Origin of the sequence: Methylopila turkensis, from assembly GCF_027922325.1 — a bacterium.
In the GTDB taxonomy this organism is placed as follows: domain Bacteria; phylum Pseudomonadota; class Alphaproteobacteria; order Rhizobiales; family Methylopilaceae; genus Methylopila; species Methylopila turkensis.
Map to the genome: position 1 here is coordinate 294,568 of NZ_BSFL01000003.1, position 22,273 is coordinate 316,840.

Below are 22,273 nucleotides of genomic sequence, written 5' to 3' on the forward strand. Positions count from 1 at the left end.
CTGGCCGACGGTCGCTTTCGGCCTAATTCCGCCCGCATCGACCACGGGAGCCAGGACGCTCATGAAGAAGATCGCCACCCTCACCCTTGTCGCCGGCCTCGGGCTTGGCCTCGCCGCCTGCGGCGAGACCCGCAACGAGCGCACGCTCAGCGGCGCGCTGATCGGCGCCGGCACCGGCGCCGTCATCGGCGGCGCGGCCACCGGCAAGGCCGGCGGCGCTCTGGTCGGCGGCGCGCTCGGCGCGGGCGCCGGCGCGGTGATCGGCTCGCAGACCCGCGGCTCGCGCCGCTGCTACGCGACCAACCGCTACGGCGAGCGCTACCGCACCCGCTGCCGCTACTGAGACCAAGCGTCTCCGGTTCTTCCGCTACGGGCGCCCCGCGAGGGGCGCCCGTTTCGCGTCGGGGGCCCTATTGGCCGCGACGCGCGGCGTGGGCGAAGCGGCGGGCTTCCTCCGCCGCGCGGAACAGCGCCTTGGCCTTGTTGACGCACTCCGCCTGCTCGGACGCCGGCACGCTGTCGGCGACGACGCCGGCCCCGGCCTGCACGTGGATGCGGCCGTCCTTCACCACCGCCGTCCGCAGCACGATGCAGGTGTCCATCTCGCCATTGGCGCCGAAGTAGCCGACGCAGCCGGCATAGACCCCGCGCTTGTGCTTCTCGAGCTCGTCGATGATCTCCATCGCGCGCACCTTGGGCGCGCCCGAGACGGTGCCGGCGGGAAAGCCCGCGATCAGCGCGTCCAGCGCGTCGAGCGAGCCCTTCAGGCGCCCCTCGACGTTCGAGACGATGTGCATGACCTGGCTGTAGTACTCGAGGAAGAATTGGTCGGTCACCTCGACCGAGCCGATCTCCGCCACCCGGCCGACGTCGTTACGGCCGAGGTCGAGCAGCATGAGGTGCTCGGCCCGCTCCTTGGGGTCCGCGAGCAGCTCCTCCGCCAGCGCGCGGTCGTCCGCCGGCGTCGCGCCGCGAGGCCTGGTGCCGGCGATCGGGCGGATCGTGACCCGGCCGTCGCGCATGCGGACCAGGATTTCGGGGCTTGATCCGACGATCTGGAAGTCGCCGAAGTCGAGATGCACCAGGAACGGCGCCGGGTTGGTGCGGCGCAGCGCGCGGTAGAGCGCGAAAGCCGGCAGGTCGAACGGCGCCTCGAACCGCTGCGACAGCACAACCTGGAACACGTCGCCCGCGGCGACGTACTCCTTGGCGCGCAGCACCATGGCCTCGTACTCCTGAGGCGTGGTGTTCGAGGTCAGCTCGTAATGATCGGCGCCGGCGTTCGGCGCGGCCGGTTCGCGCGGGGCGGGGCGGTCGAGCCCCTCGACGATCTCGGTGAGCCGGTCGACCGCGCGGCCGTGGGCGACCTCGGCTGAAACGCCGGGCTCGGGCCGGACCGGCGTGATGACGGTGATCTCGTCCTTCACGCCGTCGAACACAAGCATGACGGTCGGCCGCATCAGGATCGCGTCCGGAACCTGCAGCACGTCGGGATTGGGAGAGGGCAACTCCTCCATCTCGCGCACCATGTCGTAGCCAAGATAGCCGAAGACGCCGGCCGCCATCGGCGGCAGGCCTTCGGGCGTGTCGATGCGGGAACTGGCGAGGAGGTCGCGCAACGCGTCGAGCGGCTTCGCGGCGCAGGGCTCGTAGGCGGCGAGATCGGTCAGCGCGGTTCGGTTGATCTCCGCGACTCCGCCGCGCGAACGCCACAGCACGTCCGGCTTGAGGCCGATGATCGAGTAGCGTCCGCGCGTCGCGCCGCCTTCGACGGACTCGAGCAGGAACGCGTTTGGCCGGCCTTCGGCGACCTTCAGATAGGCCGAGACCGGCGTCTCGAGGTCGCCCACCAGCGTCGTAAAGACCACCTGCGGCGCGCCGGCGTCATAGGTTGGAGCGAACGCCTCCAGCGGCGGCGATATCAGCATGGCGGAAACTCTGAAGGTATGGGCGCGTCAGCCTTCGCCGCCGCCGACGACCTGCGCCACGGCGCCGGCGTTGATCTCGGCGCCGAGATCGTTGCGCAGGCGGCGCACGAACGAGGTGACGAGATCGGCGCCGAGCCCTTGCGCGATGCGGTCGGCCTGGCCGCTTAGATCCGGCGCGTTGGGATCGAACGGCCGGGTGTTCTCGGCGGTGACCCTGAACACGAGCCGCGCGCCCTGCTCGTTGGGGGCGGTCTTGCCGAAGCCGTCGACCGGGGTCGCAAACACGGCGGTCGCCTGTTCGGCGGTGATGTCGGGAGCCCCGCCGGAGCGGGTCGTCTCGCTCTGGTCGACCTCGAGCTTCTGCGCCTGAGCCACCTGCTCGAGCGTGCGGCCGCCCTTCAGCTCCGCGATGATCGCGTCGGCGCGCGTGGCGAGCCGCTTGCGGGCCTCCTCCTCGCGCCAGCGCGCCTCGGCGGTCGCCCTGGCCTCCTCGAAGTTGCGGTCGTGGGCAGGCGCGATCTCGCGCACCTCGTACCAGACATAAGCGTCGCCGGCCGTGACCGCCTCGTTCTCCGCGCCGACCTGCGCGGCGAAGGCGGCTTCCGCCACCTTGGAGATCTCGGGAACGTCGGTGACCGGATTGCCGGCCTTGTCGGCGCCCTGGGCGTCGATCTCGATCGTGCGGACCTTCAGACCTTGCGCCTTGGCGATCTCGTCGAGCGTCTGGCCGCCGAGCCGGGCTTCGTCGATCTTGTCGTGAAGACCGCGCAGTTCGGAGCGCGCCTGCTGGTCCGCGATCACCTTGCGGATTTCCCCGCGCACGTCCTCGAAGCGACGGGCCTGCTCCTGCTGGACGCCGGTGACGCGCAGCAAGACGGTCGAGAAAGACCCTTCGACCGGCTCGCTCACCGTGTTGGGCGCGAGCGCGAAGGCGGCGTCCGCGATCTTCTTGTCGAACATCTCGGCCTTGGTCAGGTTGCCGAGGAAAGCGTCGGTGGGGGCAAGCTTGCGGGCGATCATCTCTTGCTCGAACAGGCCGCCGCCCTTGATGCGGTCGGATGCGGCTTTGGCCTCATCGAGCGACGGGTAGGTGATCTGCTCGATCGAGCGCTTCTCGGGTGTGACGTATGTCGGCTTGTTCTGGTCGAAGTAGGCTCGGAGGTCCTGCTCGCTCACCTGCTTGGTCGCGGCGATGGCGGCGGGGTCGAGCGTGAGGATCGCGAGCTTGCGGTACTCCGGCGCGGCGAAGCTGCCCTTGCGCTCCTCGAAGAAGGCCTTCAGCGCCTGCTCGGACGGCGCCGGCACGGCCGAGGGCGCCTCGGGCGCAAGCGTGAGATAGGAAATGGTGCGGCTCTCGGAACTGAAGGCGTGCAGCGCCTCGCGCATCGCGGCGGGGGCGACGACCGCGCCGGTGAGCGCGTCGGTGAGCTGGCGGCGGGCGGTGAAGGCGCGCTGGAGCGCGACGTAGTCGCTTTCGCGCAGGCCGTTGCTGCGCAGGATCTCGTTGAAGCGGTTCCGGTCGAACCGGCCGTCGAGCCCTTTAAAGATTTCATCGTCGGCGATCTCGCGCGCGACCTCGTCGTCGGAGACGGTCAGCCCGAGCGCCTGCGCGCGCTGGTCGAGCGCCGCCTCGTTGATCAGGTTGCCGAGCACGCGGTCGCCGAAGCCCGCCATGCGAGCGATCTCGGGCGTGATCGGGCGCCGCGCCTGCTCGCTCACCCGCTGGATCTCGTTGCGGTAGGACTGCCGGAAGGTCTCGACCGAGATCTCGCGGTCGCCGACCTTGGCCGCGACGTTGGGAGAGCCGCCGCTGCGGAACACGTCCTCGATTCCCCACACCGCGAAGCTCAGCACCAGCGCGCCGAGGAAGATTTTGGCGAACCAGCCGGCGGCGCCTTTGCGGAGAAGCTGCAGCATTGCGGATCACATGTCGTTTCGTTCGAGGGACGGCGGCGCCTGACGCCGTCCGTCGGGGAGCGCGACCTTAAGCATCACCGACGGATGGCCGCAAATCGCAAGAGCGCGCGTGATTTGCAAGCGCGTCGCGTTTCGCTTAACCCGCGGAGCGAGAGAAGCGCCAGACTTTTCAGGACATGAGAGGACGCCGACGCATGGCCGACGCCGCACGCAAGCCGCTGGTCGCAGGCAACTGGAAGATGAACGGCCTCGCGGCCTCCGCGCCGGAGTTCGTCCGCATCGTCGGCGGCCACGGCGCGCTGAAGGCCAAGGTCGACTTGATGGTGTTCCCGCCGGCGACGCTGCTGACCAGCTTCGCGACCGCGACGCGGGGCTCCAGCGTCCTCGTCGGCGCGCAGGACTGCCACGCCAAGCCTTCCGGCGCGCACACCGGCGACATCTCCGCGGAGATGATCGCCGACGTCGGCGGCCGGGCCGTGATCGTCGGCCATTCGGAGCGCCGCGCCGATCACGGCGAGACCGACGCCGTCGTCCGCGCCAAGGCGGAGGCAGCGCTGCGGGCGAAGCTCGTCGCGGTCGTCTGCGTGGGCGAAACCCGCGAGGAGCGCGACGCGGGCCGCGCGACCGACGTGGTCGGACGCCAGCTCGCCGGGTCGCTGCCGGACGCCGCAACGGCCGCGACCGTGGTCGTCGCGTACGAGCCGGTCTGGGCGATCGGGACGGGACTGACGCCCACGGTCGCCGACGTCGCTGAGATGCACGGCTTCATCCGCGCCGCGCTCACTGACCGTTTCGGGGAGCAGGGGGCTGCGACGCGCGTGCTCTACGGCGGCTCGGTGAAGCCCGACAACGCCGCCGAGTTGCTGCGCGCCCAGGACGTCGACGGCGCTCTCGTCGGCGGCGCGAGCCTGAAGGCGGACGACTTCCTCGCGATCGCCCGCGCCGCGATCGCCTGAAGCCGTCGGGAACCCGGTCTCAACTTCGCCGTTTCGCCATGGTGGTAACGGCGGTGCGCGTGGTGTAAACAGCGCGCCAACTTTGTCCGGCCTCTCTTTTAATCCAAGACCGTATCGCGAGCGTCATGCAGACCGTTCTCATCGTCCTCCATCTGATGATCGTGCTGGCGCTCGTCGTGGTCGTGCTGCTCCAGAAGTCGGAGGGCGGCGCCCTCGGCATCGGCGGGGGTGGCGGTTTCATGGCCGGGCGCGGTCAGGCCAATCCGCTGACGCGTCTCACCGCCTACCTCGCCGCCGGCTTCTTCGCGACGAGCTTGGCGCTGACGATCGTCGCGGGCTACGGCGGCGGCTCGGTGCTCGATCGGCTTCAGCCGACTTCCTCGACGCTGAACCCGGCCAACGCGCCCGCCGGCGCCGCGGGTCCGCAGGCGCCGCTCGGCACGGGGCAGGGCGGCATTCTGCCGGCGCTGCGCAAGGCGACCGAGCAGCAGCAGGGCGGCGCCGGCGCGCCGCCGCAGCCGCAAGCTCCGATCGGCGGAGCGCAGCCGCCGTCGCCCGAGGCGGCCCCGGCGGCGCCCACCGGCACCCCGCCCGGCACGCAGACCGACGGCGCCGTGACGCCGCAGTCGGCGGACCCCGCCCAGCAGGAGCAGGGCGCCGCGCCTGCGCTGAAGGAGGAGCCGCTGCAGGCGCCGGCGCAGGCGACATCGCCGGCCCAGGAGGGAACCGACGCGTCGTCGCCGCCCTCGCCGGCGACCCCGCCCGCCGCGACCGAGGAGCCTGCCAAGCCTCAGGGCCAGCAGTAAGCGAGGCCTTCCAAGCTTCGTAAGCGATAAAAAAGCCGGCGCTCAGCGCCGGCTTTTTCGTGTGCGGGGGCCGCAGAAGGTCAGCCGACGCCGTCGTCGTTAGCGCTCGACAGTTCGTCGACGGGGATCGATTGCGGTTCGCCGAAACCGCCGTGGTTCTGGACGTAGTCGCGCAGGGCGGCGTTAATGCGGTCCTGCCAGCCGGCGCCGTCCTCCTGGAAGTAGAGCAGCACGTCCTGATCGAGCCGCAGCGTCACCTGCTCGCGGGCGCCTGGAATTGCGGAAGCTATCGGAGCGGGCGGGGCTACGGGCGCCTTCGGCTTGAACGCGGCCTCCGCGGCGGCGCGGGGGTCGGACGGGCGGCGGGCCATGGCGGTCTCCTGGGTGTCGGAATCGGCGCCCGACGGGCGCGTGCGACGTTTCATTATGTGGCGGCCTGGCCGTCGATTGCGAGCCGCATAACCGGCGGACGGCATGACAGCAGAACGACAGGCGCACGCGATCGTGTCCGAAGTCGGAGGCCGAACCGCCGCTTCGGCCACGCAGTCCTCGTCAAAGGGATAATGGTCCGCGACAGCCTCCGGGGCTGACGAGCCGATCCATCGGACCTGCAAGGCGAATCCAGCCTTATCCGCGGCCGCGACAGCGGCGGGAGACGCTAGAAATTCCAGGTTCGTCGCCGCGGACTGCGCCCGCCCATTGCGAAGGATGGCTCTTTTGCGCGTGTGAGCGCTGCAAATTGCGCCGCGGCGCTCTCGCCGCCGGGCCGCGCCGCCGCTAGCCTTGGCTTCTTGTTCTGCATTGGAGGTCGCCTGATGAACACCACCGCCCTCGCCGCATGGACGCCGCGCGTTCTGAGCGTGCTGCGCATCATGGCCGCGCTGCTTTTCATTCAGCACGGCACGGTGAAGCTGCTCGGCTTTCCGGTGGCCTATTCGAACCCGCTGACCCCGCTCAGCCTGACGGCCGGCATTCTCGAACTGTTCGGCGGCGTGCTGCTTGCGATCGGCCTGTTCACGCGCCCGGTCGCCTTCATCCTGTCGGGCATGATGGCGGTCGCCTACTTCATCGCCCACGCCGGCAGCAGCTTCTATCCGATCGTCAACAAGGGCGAGCTCGCGATCCTGTTCAGCTTCGTGTTCCTGTACATCTTCTTCGCCGGTCCCGGACCGTGGAGCGTGGACGCGAAGCGCGGCGCGGGCGCGATCTGACCCAAGTAAAACGGCCGGCGTAAACGCCGGCCGTTTCCGTTCAATGTCGGATGGTTCAGGCGAATCGCCGCTTCAATTGCGCGACGCGGCGCTTTACGCCGGAGAGGCTGTAGCGCCAGGCCGTACGGAGCGATGACCTTAGCGCGGGCAGGGCGCTTTCGGGGTGACCCGCGACGCGTCCGCCTGCGTCACGCCAGGCCTGCAGACCGCCGCGCATGGCGCGGGCGTCGAGGCCCATAGCGCGAGCCTTCCGCGCGGCCGCGAGCGGCGAGGCGTTCGGGCCGCCGTAGAACACGATGGTCGCGCCCGGCTCGAACAGTCGGACGTGCAGCGGGCTCGCCGGATCGATCAGCGCGGCGAATTCGCCCGGAGGGCAGTGCAGAGAGCCGCTGACCCAACCGGTGCGGTCGAGCACCTCCCAGTCGCGCAGGTCGACGACCGCGCACCCCTGCTTGCGCTTGAGGGCGACCACGCTGCGCGCGTCGATCGCCACCGGCCGGCGCGAGCGGCGCGCCCGAGGCGTCTGGGAAGTGGAGCCGAAGCCGGCGGTGAAATTGAGCATGTCAGGGGCGGTGGGGGCGGTTGTCGAGGTCATGCGCATCGTCCTCTCGGATCCGCGTTCTTCTTATGTGGTTAGAATGACCCAAGGGGTGGATGGTTCCAGCCCGACTATGGTTTTGCTAAAGTTGTCTGTAGTTTGGCGTCGCGATGTTATCGATCAATCGGACCTCCTGGATGCGGGCGGCGACCAACAGGCGGCCGGGCCTTCCGGGTTCCGGTCGGCCCAAGGTCTCGGCGTCGCGGTGCTCCACATAGTCGATAGCAAACCCCGCCGCGGCGATGTCCGCTGCGGCCGCTGCGACCGCCGCCTCCGAAGGCAGCCCCTCGCCGATCGCGGCCGCCGCGCGCGTCAGCGCGGCGTAGAGCGCCGGCGCCCTGCTCCGGCTGTCGGCGTTGAGATAGACATTGCGCGACGACATTGCGAGGCCGTCCGGCTCGCGCACCGTCGGGCGCCCTTCGACGCTCACCGGCAGGCTAAGGTCGCGTGTCAGCCGGCGGATGACCGCGAGCTGCTGAAAATCCTTCTCGCCGAAATAGGCGACGTCCGGCAGACACTGCGCGAACAGCTTGGTCACGACGGTCGCGACGCCCGCAAAAAAGTGTGGGCGCGCGTCGCTTTCCAGGCCGACCGCCGGGCCGCCGACGGTGACGGTGGTGGCGGCGCCTTCGGGATACATCTCCCCCGTCTCGGGCGCGAACACGAGATCGACGCCTGCCCCCGCCAGCTTGGCCAGGTCCCCGTCGAGGTCGCGCGGATAGGTGGCGAGATCCTCGGTCGGCGCGAACTGGGTCGGATTGACGAAGATCGAGACCACGACCCGATCCGCGCCGCCGCGCGCGGCCTCCACCAGCGAGAGGTGCCCGTCGTGCAGCGCGCCCATGGTCGGGACCATGCCGATGCGGGCGCCGTCGCGCCGCCACGCGGCGACGCGGGTCCGCAATTCGGCGACGGTCGTGACGACGTCCGGACGGGACATGCTCGGCTCCAGGCTGCCGCGGCCGACAGGCCGCTTTGGGCCGAGCGGATTATCAGGATAGGAAGCCTGACGCCACGCGACATCCGCGGGGCGGACCCGCGGCGTCGGAGTGGGCGATGATCTGGATCCTGCTTGGCGCGATGGCGGTGGCGGCCTTCCTGGCCGTCGGTCGCATCGTGATCCGGACCGATCCGCGCCGGCTGCTGCGCGCGGCGAGCTTCGCGTCGAGCGCCGCGTGGGCGGTCGGGCTCGCGCTCACCCTGTCCGGCAAACCGGTATTCGGTCTGACGCTGCTCGGGCTCGGCGCGATGGGGCTCGGGCTCGCGGCGCTGCCGAAGGCGTCAGGCGGACGGGGGCCGTCCGAAGGTCACCGACGCGGCCCGTCGTCCGGTCGGGGTCCAGACGTCGAGGGTGATGCGCACCGGCGGCAGGGCCGGGGCGGCGGGATGTCCGGTCCGGGCGTAATGACGGAACAGGAAGCGTATCAGGTCCTTGGCCTGGAGCCGGGGGCGAGCGCGGAACAGATCGTCCGTGCGCATCGGACGCTGATGAAGAAACTCCATCCCGACCATGGGGGGACGACGGCGCTCGCCGCCCGCGTCAACGCCGCCCGGGATCTTCTGATGCGGCCGAGCCATCGCTGACCCTCCCTGGCGTCAGTTCTTGATCGCGAAGCAGCTCATGGAGCTGCGCTTCAGCGCCTTGCACGCGGCGTCGGCCGAGCGCTCGTTCAGGCCGGCGAAGCGCGCGCGGTAGAAGGTCGTGTCGCCCTTCGCGTAGACCTCGGTGTAAGGCTCCGCTGCGGCGAGGGCGCGGCCGGCCTTGGACTTGGCGTCCGAGAGCAGCGCCTGGGCCGCATCGGCCGCGGTGGTGGCGCCGATCTGGATCATCCAGCCCTTGCGGACCGGCTGACGCTCGGCGACCGGAGCGACGCTGGGCGCGCCCTCGATGTCGGCGGGCTCTTCGCGCGGAGGCTGCGCGGCGTAGGCGGCGACGGTGGACGGCTTGTCGACGGCGACGCTCCCGGTGGTCGCGGGCGCGCCGACGACCCAGCGCATCGGTTGCGGGGTGCGGGTCGGGCCGGTCGAGGCGATCACGGGCTCGACGTCCGCCGCAAGGGCGCGCGGGGCCGAAGGCGTGACGGCCGCCGCCTGGGCGACGCGCACGGGGGCGGGAGCCGGGGCGGGAAGCGGCACGGGGTCCGTCGCCGCGGCGACGCGGGCTTCGGCGGGAGCCAGCGCGGGGGCGGGCGTCGGGAGCGGAATCGGAGCCGCGGCGACCACCGCCGGCCGGGCGCGGACAGGCGAGCGCTCCTCGACCTCGGCGACCAGCGGCGCGACGCGCGAGCCGGTCGAGGCCTTCGGCAGATTGAGCGCGATAAGCTCGCGCATGTGGGCGTCGCGCGCGGCGCCGGTGCGGCCGCCCATGACGACCGCGACGATGCTGCGGCCGTTGCTCTTCACGGAGGTCAGCAGGTTGAACCCGGACGCGTTGGTGTAGCCGGTCTTGATGCCGTCGACGCCTTCGACCCGGCCGAGAAGCCGGTTGTGGTTCGGCATGGTGCGGCCGGCGAAGTTGAACGACCGGGTGCCGAAATAGCCGTAATAGCGCGGGAAGCGGTCCTGGACTGCGCGGCCGAGCACCACGAGATCGCGTGCGGTGGTGACGTGCGCCGGGTTCGGCAGGCCGGAAGCGTTGCGGTAGACCGTGTCGGTCATGCCGAGCGCGCGCGCCTTGCGCGTCATGCGGTCGGCGAAGGCGAGCACGGAGCCTTCGAGATTTTCGCCGACGGCGCAGGCGACGTCGTTCGCGGACTTGGTGACGAGCGCGCGGATGGCGTCGTCGACGCGCAGGGACTGGCCCGGACGCATCCCGAGCTTGGACGGCGCCTCGGCGGCGCAGTGGGCGCTCATGGTGAGGCGGGTGTCGAGCCGGACGCGCCCGCGCTCGAGATCCTCGAACATGAGATAGACGGTCATGACCTTGGTGACCGAGGCCGGGAAGCGCCGGGCGTCCGCGTTGCGCTCGAACAGCACCTTGCCGGTCTTGGCGTCGACCACGAGCGCGGCGTAGGTCGGCCCGCCCGTGAACGGCGTGGCCCGGGCGGCGATCGCGGGCCGCTTGGACTTCACGACCTTCCGCTTCGACCTCGCCTCGGCGTCGCCGACGCTTGCGGCGAAGGCTCCGAAGACGACGCCCGCCGCCAGAACGCAGGAGAGGGCGCGCCCGCCCCATTTCGTTACGCAACTCGCAGTCATCACGCCGTCCCGCCTGGTCTCGGCCCGACCGTTCTGGCCGGCCTCGTCGCACCTCCGCGGCGGCGTGATTTGTCCCGTAACGCGCCTGGGCTTCCGAACAAGGCCAAGCGCCCGTTGACGAATCCGCTTCCGTCGCGGCCTCCGCCACGTGGGCGAAGCTGTCAACGAGGTTAGGAAGATGCGGTTACGGAGCGGTTAAGGGCGGCGCAATTGTGCGCTGCAAAAAGTGCGCCGTTGACATTTATGCTGCAGTGCATATAAAACATTCGGCGGGAGCGATCCCGCACCGCATCCGTCGAACGGGTCGAACCGGCATCGACGGCGCCGCCACATCTGGCGCGGCGTTCGGGCAAGACGCCGACGACCGCAGGAGGAAGCTATCATGACCGCCACTTTCGAAGACGCTCAGAAGTACAGCAAGGAAAACGTCGACCTCGCCCTCAAGAGCTTCGGCACGATGTCGAAGGGCTTCCAGGCGATCGCCGTCGAGGTCGCCGACTACTCGAAGAAGTCGTTCGAGGACAGCGCCGCCCATGTCGAGAAGCTGCTGGGCGTGAAGTCGTTCGACAAGGCGATCGAGGCGCAGTCGGCGTTCGCGAAGTCGGCCTACGAGGCTTACATCGCCAAGATGACGAAGCTCGGAGAGCTCTACGCGGACATCGCGAAGGAGTCTTACAAGCCGGTCGAGACCGCGTTCGCCAAGGTCAAGTGACCGCCTTCGTCGCGGCGGGGCCGCGCTGAGCGGCCCCATCCGATCAAAGAATGCCAGCCCGGCTCGCGCCGGGCTTTTTTTTGGCCTCGAGCGACCATACCTGCCAATTGGCCGCCGGGGTCCGCCCGGTCTGGCGCACCTTAAAAAGCAGAGCTAGGATCGCTGCTTCGGACGCGTGCGCCGCAGCAGCGGCGAGCTTCGCGACAGGCGGGCGGCGCAGGCGAGGAACCATCGCGGAACGATGCACGACCGAACGATCGACACTGCGGCCGGCGTCCCGACGTCGGCGTCCCAACTCCCGGCGGTCGCCGGCCCCCGTCGCGCCGACGACGGGCCGGGGACGGCCGTGGTCACCAAAACGCGGCCCAAGGTCAAGCGGCCGAGCCTGTACCGCGTCCTCATACTGAACGACGACTACACCCCGATGGAGTTCGTCGTTCATGTGCTCGAGCAGTTTTTCCAGAAAGACCGTGAGGCGGCGACGCGGATCATGCTCCACGTCCACAACCACGGCGCGGGAGAGTGCGGCGTCTACACTTACGAAGTCGCCGAAACCAAAGTGACGCAGGTGATGGATTTCGCCCGAAAGCACCAGCACCCCCTGCAGTGCGTCATGGAAAAGAAGTGAGGTTCGTCCATTGCCGTCATTTTCGCGCAGCCTCGAACAGTCCCTTCACCGCGCTCTCGCCTTCGCCAATGAGCGCCGCCACGAATACGCGACGCTGGAGCACCTGCTGCTCTCGCTGGTCGACGACCAGGACGCGGCGGCGGTCATGCGCGCGTGCAACGTCGATCTCGAGATCCTGCGCCGCAATCTCGTCGAATACGTCGACACCGAACTCGACAACCTCGTCGGCGACACCTCCGAGGACTCCAAGCCGACGGCCGGTTTCCAGCGCGTCATCCAGCGTGCGGTGATCCACGTCACCTCGTCGGGCCGGGAGGAGGTGACGGGCGCGAACGTGCTCGTCGCGATCTTCGCCGAGCGCGAGAGCCACGCCGCGTTCTTCCTGCAGGAGCAGGACATGACGCGCTACGACGCGGTCAACTACATCAGCCACGGCATCGCCAAGCGGCCGGGCCTCAGCGAGACGCGCCCCGTGCGCGGCGCCGAGGAGGAGACCGCGACCAGCGGCGACGAGGCGGCGGGAGCGAAGAAGAAGGCCGACGCGCTTGAGGCCTACTGCGTCAACCTCAACAAGAAGGCGAGGGACGGCAAGGTCGACCCGCTGATCGGCCGCGACGCCGAGGTCACGCGCACGATTCAGATCCTCTGCCGCCGCACCAAGAACAACCCGCTGCTGGTGGGCGACCCCGGCGTCGGCAAGACCGCGATCGCCGAGGGCCTCGCGCTGCGGATCGTCCGCAGCGAGGTGCCGGAGGTGCTCGAGGACGCGATCGTGTTCTCGCTCGACATGGGCGCGCTGCTCGCCGGCACCCGCTACCGCGGCGACTTCGAGGAGCGGCTGAAGCAGGTCGTGAAGGAGCTCGAGGCGACCCCCGGCGCGATCCTGTTCATCGACGAGATCCACACCGTGATCGGCGCCGGCGCCACTTCGGGCGGGGCGATGGACGCATCCAACCTGCTGAAGCCCGCGCTGGCCTCCGGCTCGCTGCGCTGCGTCGGCTCGACCACCTACAAGGAGTACCGCCAGTACTTCGAGAAGGACCGGGCGCTGGTCCGGCGCTTCCAGAAGATCGACGTGGCGGAGCCCTCGATCCCGGACGCGATCGAGATCCTCAAGGGCCTCAAGCCCTATTACGAGACCTACCATCAGGTCCGCTACACCGCCGAGGCGATCAAGGCGGCGGTCGAGCTGTCGTCGCGCTACATCAACGACCGCAAGCTGCCGGACAAGGCGATCGACGTCATCGACGAGACCGGCGCGAGCCAGATGATCCTGCCCGAGGCCAAGCGCCGGAAAACGATCGGCGTGAAGGAGATCGAGGCGACGATCGCCACCATGGCGCGCATCCCGCCGAAGTCCGTCTCCAAGGACGACGCCGAGACGCTGAAGACGCTGACCACGAGCCTGAAGCGCGTGGTCTACGGTCAGGACGCGGCGATCGAGGCGCTGTCTTCGACCATCAAGCTCGCCCGCGCCGGCCTGCGCGATCCGGAGAAGCCGATCGGCTGCTACCTGTTCTCGGGGCCGACCGGCGTCGGCAAGACCGAGGTCGCGAAGCAGCTTTCCTCGCTGCTGGGCGTGCGGCTGCTGCGCTTCGACATGTCGGAGTACATGGAGCGGCACACCGTCAGCCGGCTGATCGGCGCGCCTCCCGGCTATGTCGGCTTCGACCAGGGCGGCCTGCTGACCGACGGCATCGACCAGACGCCGCACTGCGTGCTGCTGCTGGACGAGATCGAGAAGGCGCATCCCGACCTGTTCAACATCCTGCTGCAGGTGATGGACCACGGGAAGCTGACCGATCACAACGGCAAGCAGGTCGACTTCCGCAATGTCATCCTGATCATGACGACCAACGCCGGCGCCTCCGACCTGGCGAAGGAGCCGATCGGCTTCGGCCGGGCGAAGCGCTCGGGCGAGGACACGGAGGCGATCAACCGCCTGTTCGCGCCGGAGTTCCGCAACCGGCTCGATTCGATCATCGCCTTTGGCAACCTGCCGATCGATGTGGTGCGTCAGGTGGTCGAGAAGTTCGTGCTCCAGCTCGAGGCGCAGCTCGCCGACCGCAACATCACGATCGAACTGTCGGATGAGGCGCGGGACTGGCTGGCGGAGCGCGGTTACGACCCGCAGATGGGCGCTCGCCCGCTCGCCCGGCTGATCCAGGAGACGATCAAGACGCCGCTCGCCGAAGAAGTGCTGTTCGGCAAGCTCCGGGGCGGCGGCGCCGTGCGCGTCGTGGCTGCGACGAAGGAGGACGGTCAGGCCGGCCTTGGCTTCGAGTTCCCCGAAGGGCCGGTGACGCCGAAGCCGGAGCCCGTCGGACGCGGCGACGACAAGGCCGAGCCGAAGGAGCCGAAGAAGCGCGGCTCCCGCGACGGCGACCGCAAGGCCTCCGCGAGCCGGACGCCGCCGCTCGTGCGGACGTGAGCCGTCTTGCGCGGCGCGCGGCGATGAGCGCTGACCGGCGCGCCGCCTCGACGGCATGAGCGGGAACGACGAGGGCGGGACGGCGCTCGACGCCGCCTCGCACAGTCCCAAAGGCTGGGCGTTGCGCGGCGCGCGGGCGGCGATCGCCGTCCCGGGCGTCGTGCTGTTCGGCAGCTTCATCGGCTTCGGCGCGATGACGCATGACTACGGCTGGCCGCTCTGGATCGCCGTGCTGTCGACGCTCCTGGTCTGGGCCGCGCCGGCGCAGGTGGTGCTCGCCGGGGCGCTCGCGAGCGGCGCCGGACTTGCCGGCGCGACGCTCGCGGTCACGGTCTCGGCGGTGCGGCTGCTGCCGATGGTGGTGTCGATCCTGCCGGTGCTGCGTTCGGAGCGCACGTCGGTCTGGACGCGTCTTCTCGCCGCCCACTATGTCGCCGTCACCGCCTGGTTCGAGGGGCTGCGCCTCACGCCGACGCTGCCGCGGGCGGCGCGCATGCCGTTCTTCCTCGGCCTCGCCAACGCGCTCGTCGTGGGCAGCGCCCTTGCGACCGCTGCCGGCCACGCGCTCGCGGGCGTGCTGCCCACCGCGCTTTCGATCGGCCTGCTCGGGCTGACGCCGCTCTACTTCCTGATGTCGCTGGAACGTGGCGCGAAGGGCCTGGGCGAACGCGTCGCGCTCGTGCTGGGGCTTGCGCTCGCGCCGCTCATCGCGCCGTTCACGCCGCAATACGACATCCTGCTCACCGGCGTCGTCGGCGGCACGATCGCCTTCGCCGTCGAACGCGCGGCGCGGCGGCGGGGGCGCGCCGCATGAGCCACGTCTCGCTCGACGCCGGCTACCTGCTGCTCGCGGTGGCGCTGGCCTTCGTCGCGAACGACCTCTGGCGCGTGCTCGGGGTCGCCCTGTCCGCGCGGATCGATGAAGACAGCGGCCTGTTCGCCTGGGTGCGCATGGTGGCGACCGCGCTGGTCGCAGGACTGGTGGCGAAGCTGATCCTCGCGCCGGCCGGCGGCCTCGCGCTGGCGCCGCTCTGGCTGAGGCTGGTCGCCGTCGCGGGCGGCCTTGGCGCTTATGCGATCGGCCGCCGCTCGCTCGCCCTCGGCGTCGCCGCCGGAGAAGCGGTCCTGATCGGCGGCGTGCTGCTGCTCGACGCCTGAGACGGCCTACGCAGATCGTCCGTCAGTCGGCCGCGAGCGCCACCCGGATCTTCTCCGCCAGCGCCGCCAGCGCCTCCGGAGCCTCCATCTTGCCGGTGTGCGGCTTCAGCGGCACGTCGGTCCAGCGCGGGATGACGTGGACATGGGCGTGGAACACGCTCTGGCCAGCAGGCGCCTCGTTGAACTGGGTGATCGTCACGCCGTCGGCGCCGAGCGCGGTCTTCACGCCGCGCGCGACCGTCTGGACCGCCGCGAACAGAGGCGCGATCGTCGCCTCGTCCATGTCGAGCAGGTTGCGCGACGGGGCGCGCGGGATCACCAGCGCATGGCCGTCGGCCTGGGGCATGGCGTCCATGATCGCGACGACGGATTCGTCCTCGTAAATCGTGTGGGACGGGAGATCGCCGCGCAGGATCTTCGCGAAGATGTTGTCGGGATCGTAGTCGGCCATCGGGACGGTCCTCGGGGACGGGGCGTCGGGCGCCAAGCCATCGCGGAGCGGCGCGTCGACGTCAAGCGTCGGGCGCGACGCCTTCGGTCGCATGCCGGAACGGGGCCGCCGCCTCCAGCTCGTCGGTGACGGCGGCCATGTAGGCGCGCTCGCGCACGAGATAGTCGGCCACGGCGCGCTGCAGGCCGGGATCGGCGAAGGCGTGGGCGGACCAGGTGGTGACGGGCCGGTAGCCGCGCGCGAGCTTGTGCTCGCCCTGGGCCCCGGCCTCGACGCGCGCGAGGCCGCGGGCGATCGCGGCGTCGATCGCCTGATGGTAGCAGACCTCGAAATGCAGGAACGGTCGCTCCTCGAGCGCGCCCCAGTAGCGGCCGTAGAGCGCGTCGTCGCCGATGAAGTTGAGCGCGCCGGCGATCGGGCGGCCGCCGGCCTCGGCGAGCACGAGCAGGATGCGCTCCGGCATCGCCTCGCCGACGAGGCTGAAGAACCGCCGCGTCAGGTAGGGCCGTCCCCATTTGCGCGCGCCGGTGTCCATGTAGAAGCCGAAGAACGCGTCCCAATGGGCCTCCGTCAGCTCGGAGCCGGTGACGTGGCGGATCGTGACTCCGTCGGCGAGCGCTTCGCGCCGCTCGCGCTTCAGCTGCTTGCGCTTGCGCGAGGCGAGGGCGGCCAGGAAGTCGTCGTAGGAGCCGTAGCCGTCGTTGCGCCAGTGGTATTGCTTGTCGACGCGCGGCAGGAAGCCGGAGCGGACAAGCGCCTGCTGCTCGGCCTCGCTCGCGAAGGTGACGTGGATCGAGGAGGCCTCCGTCTGGCGCATCAGGCCGCGCAGCGCCGCCGCGAGCGCGCCGCGGACCGTGTCCGGATCGCGTCCCGGCGCCGGAATCAACCGCGGGCCGGTGACGGGGGTGAAGGGCGCCGCCACCTGCAGCTTCGGATAATAGCTGCCGCCGGCCCGCTCATAGGCGTCGGCGAAGGCGTGGTCGAAGACGTATTCGCCCTGGCTGTGGCTCTTCAGATAGCAGGGCGCGAGGCCCGCGAGGCCCGCCTCGTCCTCCAGCACGATGTGGGCCGGCGCCCATCCTGAGCGGCCGCCGACCGAGCCCGAGCGCTCGAGCGCCAGCAGGAAGCGGTGGTCCACGAACGGGTTGTATGGCGCCCCGCCCGCGCGGGCGCAGGCGTTCCAGTCGTCCGGGGCGATGGCGGCGAGGTCTTCGACGACGCGCGCGCGGAAGGTCGGTTCTGTCGGCATTCCGGAATCCGGGGAGGCTCCGTCGCCGCCGCACGCGGCTTGACCCACGCCTCCCAACTTAATCCGGCCGGCGCGACTTCCAAGCCGTCAGGCGGGCCGAAAGCCCTCGAACACGATCTGGTCGGCGCCGGCCGCGGCGCGCGCGACGTCGTCCGGCGTGCGCACGGTCCACGTCGTGACCGGCCGGCCGGCCTTGCGCGCCATGCGGACGGCGCGGCGGTCGAGGTCGCGCACGTTCCAGGACAGGAAGTCCGGCCGCGTCGCCCGCCAGTGCAGCAGGTTGCGGGCGAAGAAGCGCTTGGCGGGCGACAGATGCGCCCAATGCGCGTCGCCGTCGGCGAAGGCGTCGCCCACGATCCCGCGCGGCACGTGCGGCGCAAGCTGCCGCATCAGCGCGAGCACGCGCGGGTCGAAGGACTCGACCACGACCGGCCCGCCGCGTCCGCCCACCACCTCGGCGACGCGCCGGGCGAGGCGGGTGTCGCCGGTCGCCGACGACTTGACCTCGACCACGAGCGGAACCCGGCCGCCGACGAGGTCGAGGCACTCGTCGAGCGTGATGAGGCGCTCGCCGCAGTCGCGGAAGGGCAGGGTGCGGAGCTCGGCGATGGTGCGCTTCGCGACCGGCCCGGTCGCGTCGATCAGGCGGTCGAGCTCGGCGTCGTGGAACACCACCGCCTCGCCCTCGGCGGTGGAGCGCACGTCGATCTCGACGCCGTAGCCCGCGGAGGCCGCGGCCTCGATCGCGGCCGCGGTGTTCTCGATCACCCTCGCCGCGCGGTCATGCAGCCCGCGATGGGCGATCGGGCGGGCGGTGAGCCAGTCGAGCCCGGCCATGGCGGATCAGGCGAACTCGATAATCGCGTCGATCTCCACCGCCGCGCCGAGCGGCAGCGCCGCGACGCCGACCGCGGAGCGGGCGTGGCGGCCCTTGTCGCCGAGCGCCTCGACGAGGAAGTCGGACGCCCCATTGACCACTTTGGCGTGATCGGCGAACTCGGGCGTTGAGGCCACGAAAGCGCCGAGCTTGACGATGCGGGTGACGCGGTCGAGATCGCCGAGCGCGGCGCGCGCCTGAGCGAGGATGTTGATCGCGCAGAGCTTGGCGGCGGCCTGCGCGTCCTCGATCGCGACGCCGTCGCCGAGCCGCCCGGTCAGCGAAACGCCGCCGGGGCCCATCGGGAGCTGGCCGGAGATGAAGAGCTGCTGGCCGGTGCGCACCGCGGGAACATAGTTCGCGACCGGCGCGGCGGGCGTCGGAAGGGTGACGCCCAGTTCGCCGAGCTTCGCTTCGATCTGTCCGGCCATGCGCGTGAGGCTCCGTTCGGTGACGTGGCGGCTTCAAGGCTTGCGGGTTTGGCGCAAGCCGATCGCCGCCGCAAGCCTTACGACCCGCGGCCGCGACCCATTTCCGCCACTTCCGCCGTCGAATGCTGGTGGCGCGCAGCCGCGACGCGTTTGCGTTCGCGGCCCGGCGCCGCATGATGATCCCCAAGGTTCACGCGAGGCAGATTTCGTGGCGACGTCGACACTCCCGAATTCCCGCTCCCTTCTGATCGCCGCGGCGGTCGCGGCGGCGTCCGTCTGGTCCGGCCAGGCGAGCGCCGACGCCGCGCTCGCGCCGCACCGCGCGATCTACGAGCTGAAGCTGCGGGAGGCCCGCAACTCCACCAACGTCGATCGCATCCGCGGCCGCATCGTCTACGAGTTCACCGGCGACGCCTGCGAAGGTTACGCGCTCAGCTTCCGGCAGGTGACGGAGATCGGCAACGGCGAGGGCGAGACCAACGTCTCCGACCTCAGGGCCGCGACCTGGGAGGACGGGCGGGCGCAGAGCTTCCGCTTCACCGCGCAGAACTATCTGAACCAGGTGCTGGACAAGGACACCGACGGCCGGGCCGAGCGCGCCGACGCGGCGCTCAACGTCGCGCTGTCGAAGCCGAACAAGGACAGCAAGACCTTCGACGGCCGCACGCTGTTCCCGACCGAGCATCTCAAGTCGATCATCGCGGCAGCCGAGAAGGGCGAGACGCTGCTCGAGGCGCCCGTCTACGACGGCTCCGAGAACGGCGACAAAAGCTACGACACGCTGACCGTGATCGGGAAGCAGGAGCAGGGCGAGCCGGCGGGCGTCGAGGAGGCGGCGAAGACGCCGGAGCTCCAGAAGGCCAAGCGCTGGCCCGTTTCCGTGAGCTACTTCGAAAGGGGCAAGCGCGAAGCGAACGGCGAGCAGACCCCGGTCTACGCCATGAGCTTCGACCTCTACGACAACGGCGTCAGCCGGGCGATGAAGATCGACTACGGCGACTTCGTGCTCGACGGCGAGCTGAAGGAGCTCAAGTTCCTGAAGGCGTCAGCCTGCAAGTGACGCGGGACGGAAGGGGAGGACCCTTCGATCCCTCCCCGCTGGCGGGGAGGGTGGACCGGCGAAGCCGGGCCGGGTGGGGGGAGCGTCGGAAGGGCGCCGGCCAGGATGAGCGTCGAGCGTGCTCGCGAACTGCGCAAGTCAATGACGCGGCAGGAGGTGAAGCTGTGGGTCCGACTTCGCGAACTGCGCGGCCTCGGTTTTCATCCACGCCGTCAGGCGCCTCTTCTCGGCTATATCGTTGATTTCGCCTTCAAATCGGAGCGTATCGTCATCGAGATCGATGGGGGACAGCACGCCGAGGGCTTAGGAGCGATGCGCGACAGAACCAGACATGAAGCTCTGAACGCGGTCGGCTACAGCGTGCTTCGCTTCTGGAACGTGGACGTCGATCGCAACCTCGACGGAGTGGTCGAGGAGATACTGAATGCTTTGCGGGAGCGGGCCGGCGGGCTTTAGGAACGGATTGGTGGCGGCATAGGCCTCAGGCCCGACCCGACCCCGGCCTGCGGCCGGGGCCACCCTCCCCGTCTTGGCGGGGAGGGATAAGGAAGCGCCAGCAACCTCACTCGCGCTTGGGGCGCCTGGCGAAAGCGCGGTCGACGGCGTCGCGGCCGAAGCGGTCGCGCAGGGCGGCGACGGCGGTCTCGACCGCCGCGAGCCGCTCGCCCCGATTGTCGACGAGATCGCGCGGGTCGGCCTCCGCGGCCGGGCCGAGGTCGGACAGCGACACCCCGATCAGCCGGAACGCCGAGCCGTCCGCCTCGCGGCGCAGCATGGCGCAGGCGGCCTCGTACAGCCGGCCGGCGAGCCGCGTCGGGTGCGGCAGCGCGCCGGCGCGGGTTCTCAGGCGGAAGTCGGCGGTCTTCAGCTTCAGCGTGACGGTGCGTCCGGCGATGTCGTCCTTGCGCAGGCGGTCGGCCACCCGCTCGCACATCCGGTAGAGGTGGACCGAGAGCTCATCGAAGGTCTTAAGATCCGCGTCGAAGGTGGTTTCTGCGCCGACGCTTTTGCGTTCGTGGACCGGGTTGACGGACCTCTCGTCCCGTCCGAAGGCGAGACGCGAGAGCCTCAGGCCGCCGTCGCCGTAGCGCCGGGCGAGATCCTTCGGGTCGGCGCGCTGCAGGTCGCCGATGGTGCGGAAGCCGTCCCGCATCAGCGAGCCGGCGAAGGCGGGCCCGACGCCCCACAGGAACGACACCGGCCTGGGAGCGAGGAAGGCCGGCGCCTCCTCGATCGACAGCACGGAGAAACCGCGCGGCTTGTCGAGGTCAGAGGCGATCTTGGCCAGGAACTTGTTGGAGGCGAGGCCGACCGACACCGAGATGCCGATCTCGCGCTCCACCTCCTGCGCGAAGCGCGCGAGCGTGACGGCCGGCGGGGCCTTGTGCAGCGCTGAGGTGCCGCCCAGATCAAGAAACGCCTCGTCGATCGACAGCGGCTCCACCAGCGGCGTCAGCGCCAGCATCTTGGCCCGCACTGCCCGTCCGGCCTCGACGTACTTCGCCATATTGGGCTTCACGACCACAGCATGCGGACAGAGCTTCAGCGCCTTGAACATCGGCATCGCCGACTTCACGCCGTAGATCCGCGCGATGTAGCAGGCGGTGGAGACGACGCCGCGCCGGCCGCCGCCGATGATGACCGGCTGATCGGCGAGGCTCGGGTCGTCGCGCTTCTCGATCGCAGCGAAAAAGGCGTCGCAGTCCACATGCGCGATGGTCATGCGCGCGAGTTCGGGGTGCCGCGCGACCCGCGGGCTGCCGCAGGACGGGCAGCGCGGCGCGGGGCCGGCCGGCGAGAGGCAGTCCCGGCAGAAGGCGAGGGCGGCCTCCACCTCGGGTCAGAGCGAGGTTTCGGGCGTCGCTCCGCCCAGCAGCCGCCGCGCTTCGGAGACGGTTTCCGGCGCGAGCGACTCGGCCTCCGCGAAGTCGAGCAGCAGCCGTTCGTCGGCGAGCACGTGGTCGAGAACCGACGGCAGGAAGCCGGGATCGGCGGCGGCGGCCCGCACGTTCGATGGATCGAGGCCGGACAGGGCGAAGAATCGCCCGAGGCGGTCGGGGTCGGCGGCGAGAAAGCCCAGCGCCCGGGCGGCGACGCCGCCGGCGGAATCGAGATCGAGGCGAAGCGGCCGGATCATCTTTGCGTTCGTCCTTTCTCAATGAATCTTCAGTAGAAGTCTCGATAGCGTCGAACGGGCGTAACCGCCGCGCACGGGCGGGCTTTCCACCCAGCGCGCGCGCAAGGCGCATGTTCGAACCGCGTGTCGCGTAAGGCGGGAGAAGAACGGCTCATGCCCAAGACAGTCCTGATCGTGGAGGACAACGAGCTCAATATGAAGCTCTTCCACGATCTTCTGGAAGCGCATGGCTACGCGACCATCGAGACCCGCAACGGCGTCGAGGCGCTGGAGCTCGCGCGCACGCACATGCCGGACCTCATCCTCATGGACATCCAGTTGCCCGAGGTCTCCGGCCTCGACGTGACGCGCTGGATCAAGGAGGACGAGCGCACCCGCGCGATCCCCGTCATCGCCGTCACCGCCTTCGCCATGAAGGGCGACGAGGAGCGCATCCGCGGCGGCGGCTGCGAGGCTTATCTGTCGAAGCCGATCTCCGTCGCGAAGTTCCTGGAGACGGTGCGGCACTATCTCGGCGACCTCTGA

25 protein-coding genes are annotated in these 22,273 nt (G+C 70.1%); 13 read left to right on the plus strand and 12 right to left on the minus strand.

What is annotated here, in order from left to right; all coding sequences use genetic code 11:
* Positions 1-61 precede the first annotated feature (61 nt).
* Complete coding sequence (locus PKE78_RS12640) at positions 62-343, plus strand: YMGG-like glycine zipper-containing protein (protein WP_271201263.1); 282 nt, start codon at positions 62-64, stop codon at positions 341-343.
* Positions 344-410: 67 nt separating this feature from the next.
* Here PKE78_RS12640 and trpE read toward each other — a convergent pair whose 3' ends face one another.
* The gene (gene trpE, locus PKE78_RS12645) at positions 411-1,928 is read right to left on the minus strand and encodes an anthranilate synthase component I (RefSeq protein WP_271201264.1); all 1,518 of its coding nucleotides are present in this window, start codon (positions 1,926-1,928) and stop codon (positions 411-413) included.
* Positions 1,929-1,955: 27 nt separating this feature from the next.
* A complete protein-coding gene (locus PKE78_RS12650; protein WP_271201265.1) occupies positions 1,956-3,845 on the minus strand; it encodes a SurA N-terminal domain-containing protein in 1,890 nt (629 codons plus the stop codon).
* A gap of 194 nt (positions 3,846-4,039) precedes the next feature.
* Here PKE78_RS12650 and tpiA point away from each other — a divergent pair, with 194 nt between their 5' ends.
* On the plus strand, positions 4,040-4,801 hold the full coding sequence (gene tpiA / locus PKE78_RS12655) for a triose-phosphate isomerase (RefSeq protein ID WP_271201266.1): 762 nt from the start codon (positions 4,040-4,042) through the stop codon (positions 4,799-4,801).
* Positions 4,802-4,926: 125 nt separating this feature from the next.
* Positions 4,927-5,607 carry a preprotein translocase subunit SecG gene (secG, locus tag PKE78_RS12660; RefSeq protein ID WP_271201267.1) on the plus strand — a complete coding sequence of 227 codons (681 nt, stop codon included), beginning with the start codon at positions 4,927-4,929 and terminating at the stop codon, positions 5,605-5,607.
* 80 nt (positions 5,608-5,687) lie between these two features.
* Here the strand turns inward: secG and PKE78_RS12665 are convergent, their stop codons facing one another.
* Complete coding sequence (locus tag PKE78_RS12665) at positions 5,688-5,978, minus strand: BrnA antitoxin family protein (RefSeq protein ID WP_271201268.1); 291 nt, start codon at positions 5,976-5,978, stop codon at positions 5,688-5,690.
* A gap of 444 nt (positions 5,979-6,422) precedes the next feature.
* Here PKE78_RS12665 and PKE78_RS12670 point away from each other — a divergent pair, with 444 nt between their 5' ends.
* Positions 6,423-6,818, plus strand: coding sequence for a DoxX family protein (locus PKE78_RS12670; protein ID WP_271201269.1), 396 nt, complete (start codon positions 6,423-6,425; stop codon positions 6,816-6,818).
* A 55-nt stretch (positions 6,819-6,873) separates the two neighbouring features.
* On the opposite strand, the gene PKE78_RS12675 is transcribed toward PKE78_RS12670, so the two are convergent.
* Positions 6,874-7,413, minus strand: coding sequence for a rhodanese-like domain-containing protein (locus tag PKE78_RS12675; RefSeq protein WP_271201270.1), 540 nt, complete (start codon positions 7,411-7,413; stop codon positions 6,874-6,876).
* Between the two features lie 85 nt (positions 7,414-7,498).
* Positions 7,499-8,356, minus strand: coding sequence for a pantoate--beta-alanine ligase (panC, locus tag PKE78_RS12680; protein ID WP_271201271.1), 858 nt, complete (start codon positions 8,354-8,356; stop codon positions 7,499-7,501).
* Between the two features lie 116 nt (positions 8,357-8,472).
* Here panC and PKE78_RS18545 point away from each other — a divergent pair, with 116 nt between their 5' ends.
* Positions 8,473-9,000 carry a J domain-containing protein gene (locus PKE78_RS18545; RefSeq protein WP_428981270.1) on the plus strand — a complete coding sequence of 176 codons (528 nt, stop codon included), beginning with the start codon at positions 8,473-8,475 and terminating at the stop codon, positions 8,998-9,000.
* 12 nt (positions 9,001-9,012) lie between these two features.
* Here PKE78_RS18545 and PKE78_RS12690 read toward each other — a convergent pair whose 3' ends face one another.
* Positions 9,013-10,614 (minus strand): serine hydrolase, encoded by a 1,602-nt coding sequence (locus PKE78_RS12690; protein ID WP_271201272.1) that lies wholly within the window; start codon positions 10,612-10,614, stop codon positions 9,013-9,015.
* Between the two features lie 382 nt (positions 10,615-10,996).
* Here PKE78_RS12690 and PKE78_RS12695 point away from each other — a divergent pair, with 382 nt between their 5' ends.
* The 5 genes from PKE78_RS12695 (at position 10,997) to PKE78_RS12715 (ending at position 15,543) form a co-directional block, all read left to right on the plus strand.
* Positions 10,997-11,326, plus strand: coding sequence for a phasin family protein (locus tag PKE78_RS12695; RefSeq protein ID WP_271201273.1), 330 nt, complete (start codon positions 10,997-10,999; stop codon positions 11,324-11,326).
* A gap of 241 nt (positions 11,327-11,567) precedes the next feature.
* Positions 11,568-11,954: an ATP-dependent Clp protease adapter ClpS gene (gene clpS / locus PKE78_RS12700; RefSeq protein WP_271201274.1), complete on the plus strand. Its 387-nt coding sequence runs from the start codon at positions 11,568-11,570 to the stop codon at positions 11,952-11,954.
* Positions 11,955-11,964: 10 nt separating this feature from the next.
* Positions 11,965-14,385, plus strand: coding sequence for an ATP-dependent Clp protease ATP-binding subunit ClpA (gene clpA, locus PKE78_RS12705; RefSeq protein WP_271201275.1), 2,421 nt, complete (start codon positions 11,965-11,967; stop codon positions 14,383-14,385).
* 55 nt (positions 14,386-14,440) lie between these two features.
* On the plus strand, positions 14,441-15,199 hold the full coding sequence (locus PKE78_RS12710; RefSeq protein ID WP_271201276.1) for an AzlC family ABC transporter permease: 759 nt from the start codon (positions 14,441-14,443) through the stop codon (positions 15,197-15,199).
* Complete coding sequence (locus PKE78_RS12715) at positions 15,196-15,543, plus strand: AzlD domain-containing protein (RefSeq protein WP_271201277.1); 348 nt, start codon at positions 15,196-15,198, stop codon at positions 15,541-15,543. The genes PKE78_RS12710 and PKE78_RS12715 overlap by 4 nt, the downstream gene beginning before the upstream one ends.
* A gap of 22 nt (positions 15,544-15,565) precedes the next feature.
* On the opposite strand, the gene PKE78_RS12720 is transcribed toward PKE78_RS12715, so the two are convergent.
* The 4 genes from PKE78_RS12720 to PKE78_RS12735 form a co-directional block, all read right to left on the minus strand.
* The gene (locus PKE78_RS12720; RefSeq protein WP_271201278.1) at positions 15,566-15,994 is read right to left on the minus strand and encodes an HIT family protein; all 429 of its coding nucleotides are present in this window, start codon (positions 15,992-15,994) and stop codon (positions 15,566-15,568) included.
* A 61-nt stretch (positions 15,995-16,055) separates the two neighbouring features.
* Positions 16,056-17,243, minus strand: coding sequence for a GNAT family N-acetyltransferase (locus tag PKE78_RS12725; RefSeq protein WP_271201279.1), 1,188 nt, complete (start codon positions 17,241-17,243; stop codon positions 16,056-16,058).
* An 87-nt stretch (positions 17,244-17,330) separates the two neighbouring features.
* A complete protein-coding gene (locus PKE78_RS12730; protein ID WP_271201280.1) occupies positions 17,331-18,080 on the minus strand; it encodes a glycerophosphodiester phosphodiesterase family protein in 750 nt (249 codons plus the stop codon).
* Positions 18,081-18,086: 6 nt separating this feature from the next.
* Positions 18,087-18,551 carry a RidA family protein gene (locus tag PKE78_RS12735; protein ID WP_271201281.1) on the minus strand — a complete coding sequence of 155 codons (465 nt, stop codon included), beginning with the start codon at positions 18,549-18,551 and terminating at the stop codon, positions 18,087-18,089.
* Positions 18,552-18,759: 208 nt separating this feature from the next.
* Here PKE78_RS12735 and PKE78_RS12740 point away from each other — a divergent pair, with 208 nt between their 5' ends.
* Positions 18,760-19,611, plus strand: coding sequence for a cell envelope integrity EipB family protein (locus tag PKE78_RS12740; protein ID WP_271201282.1), 852 nt, complete (start codon positions 18,760-18,762; stop codon positions 19,609-19,611).
* 105 nt (positions 19,612-19,716) lie between these two features.
* On the plus strand, positions 19,717-20,067 hold the full coding sequence (locus PKE78_RS12745; protein ID WP_271201283.1) for an endonuclease domain-containing protein: 351 nt from the start codon (positions 19,717-19,719) through the stop codon (positions 20,065-20,067).
* Between the two features lie 106 nt (positions 20,068-20,173).
* Here PKE78_RS12745 and PKE78_RS12750 read toward each other — a convergent pair whose 3' ends face one another.
* Positions 20,174-21,445 carry a DNA polymerase IV gene (locus PKE78_RS12750; protein WP_271201284.1) on the minus strand — a complete coding sequence of 424 codons (1,272 nt, stop codon included), beginning with the start codon at positions 21,443-21,445 and terminating at the stop codon, positions 20,174-20,176.
* Between the two features lie 6 nt (positions 21,446-21,451).
* Complete coding sequence (locus tag PKE78_RS12755; protein WP_271201285.1) at positions 21,452-21,748, minus strand: DUF3572 domain-containing protein; 297 nt, start codon at positions 21,746-21,748, stop codon at positions 21,452-21,454.
* Positions 21,749-21,901: 153 nt separating this feature from the next.
* On the opposite strand from PKE78_RS12755, the gene PKE78_RS12760 reads away from it, so the two are divergent.
* Positions 21,902-22,273 carry a response regulator gene (locus PKE78_RS12760; RefSeq protein WP_271201286.1) on the plus strand — a complete coding sequence of 124 codons (372 nt, stop codon included), beginning with the start codon at positions 21,902-21,904 and terminating at the stop codon, positions 22,271-22,273.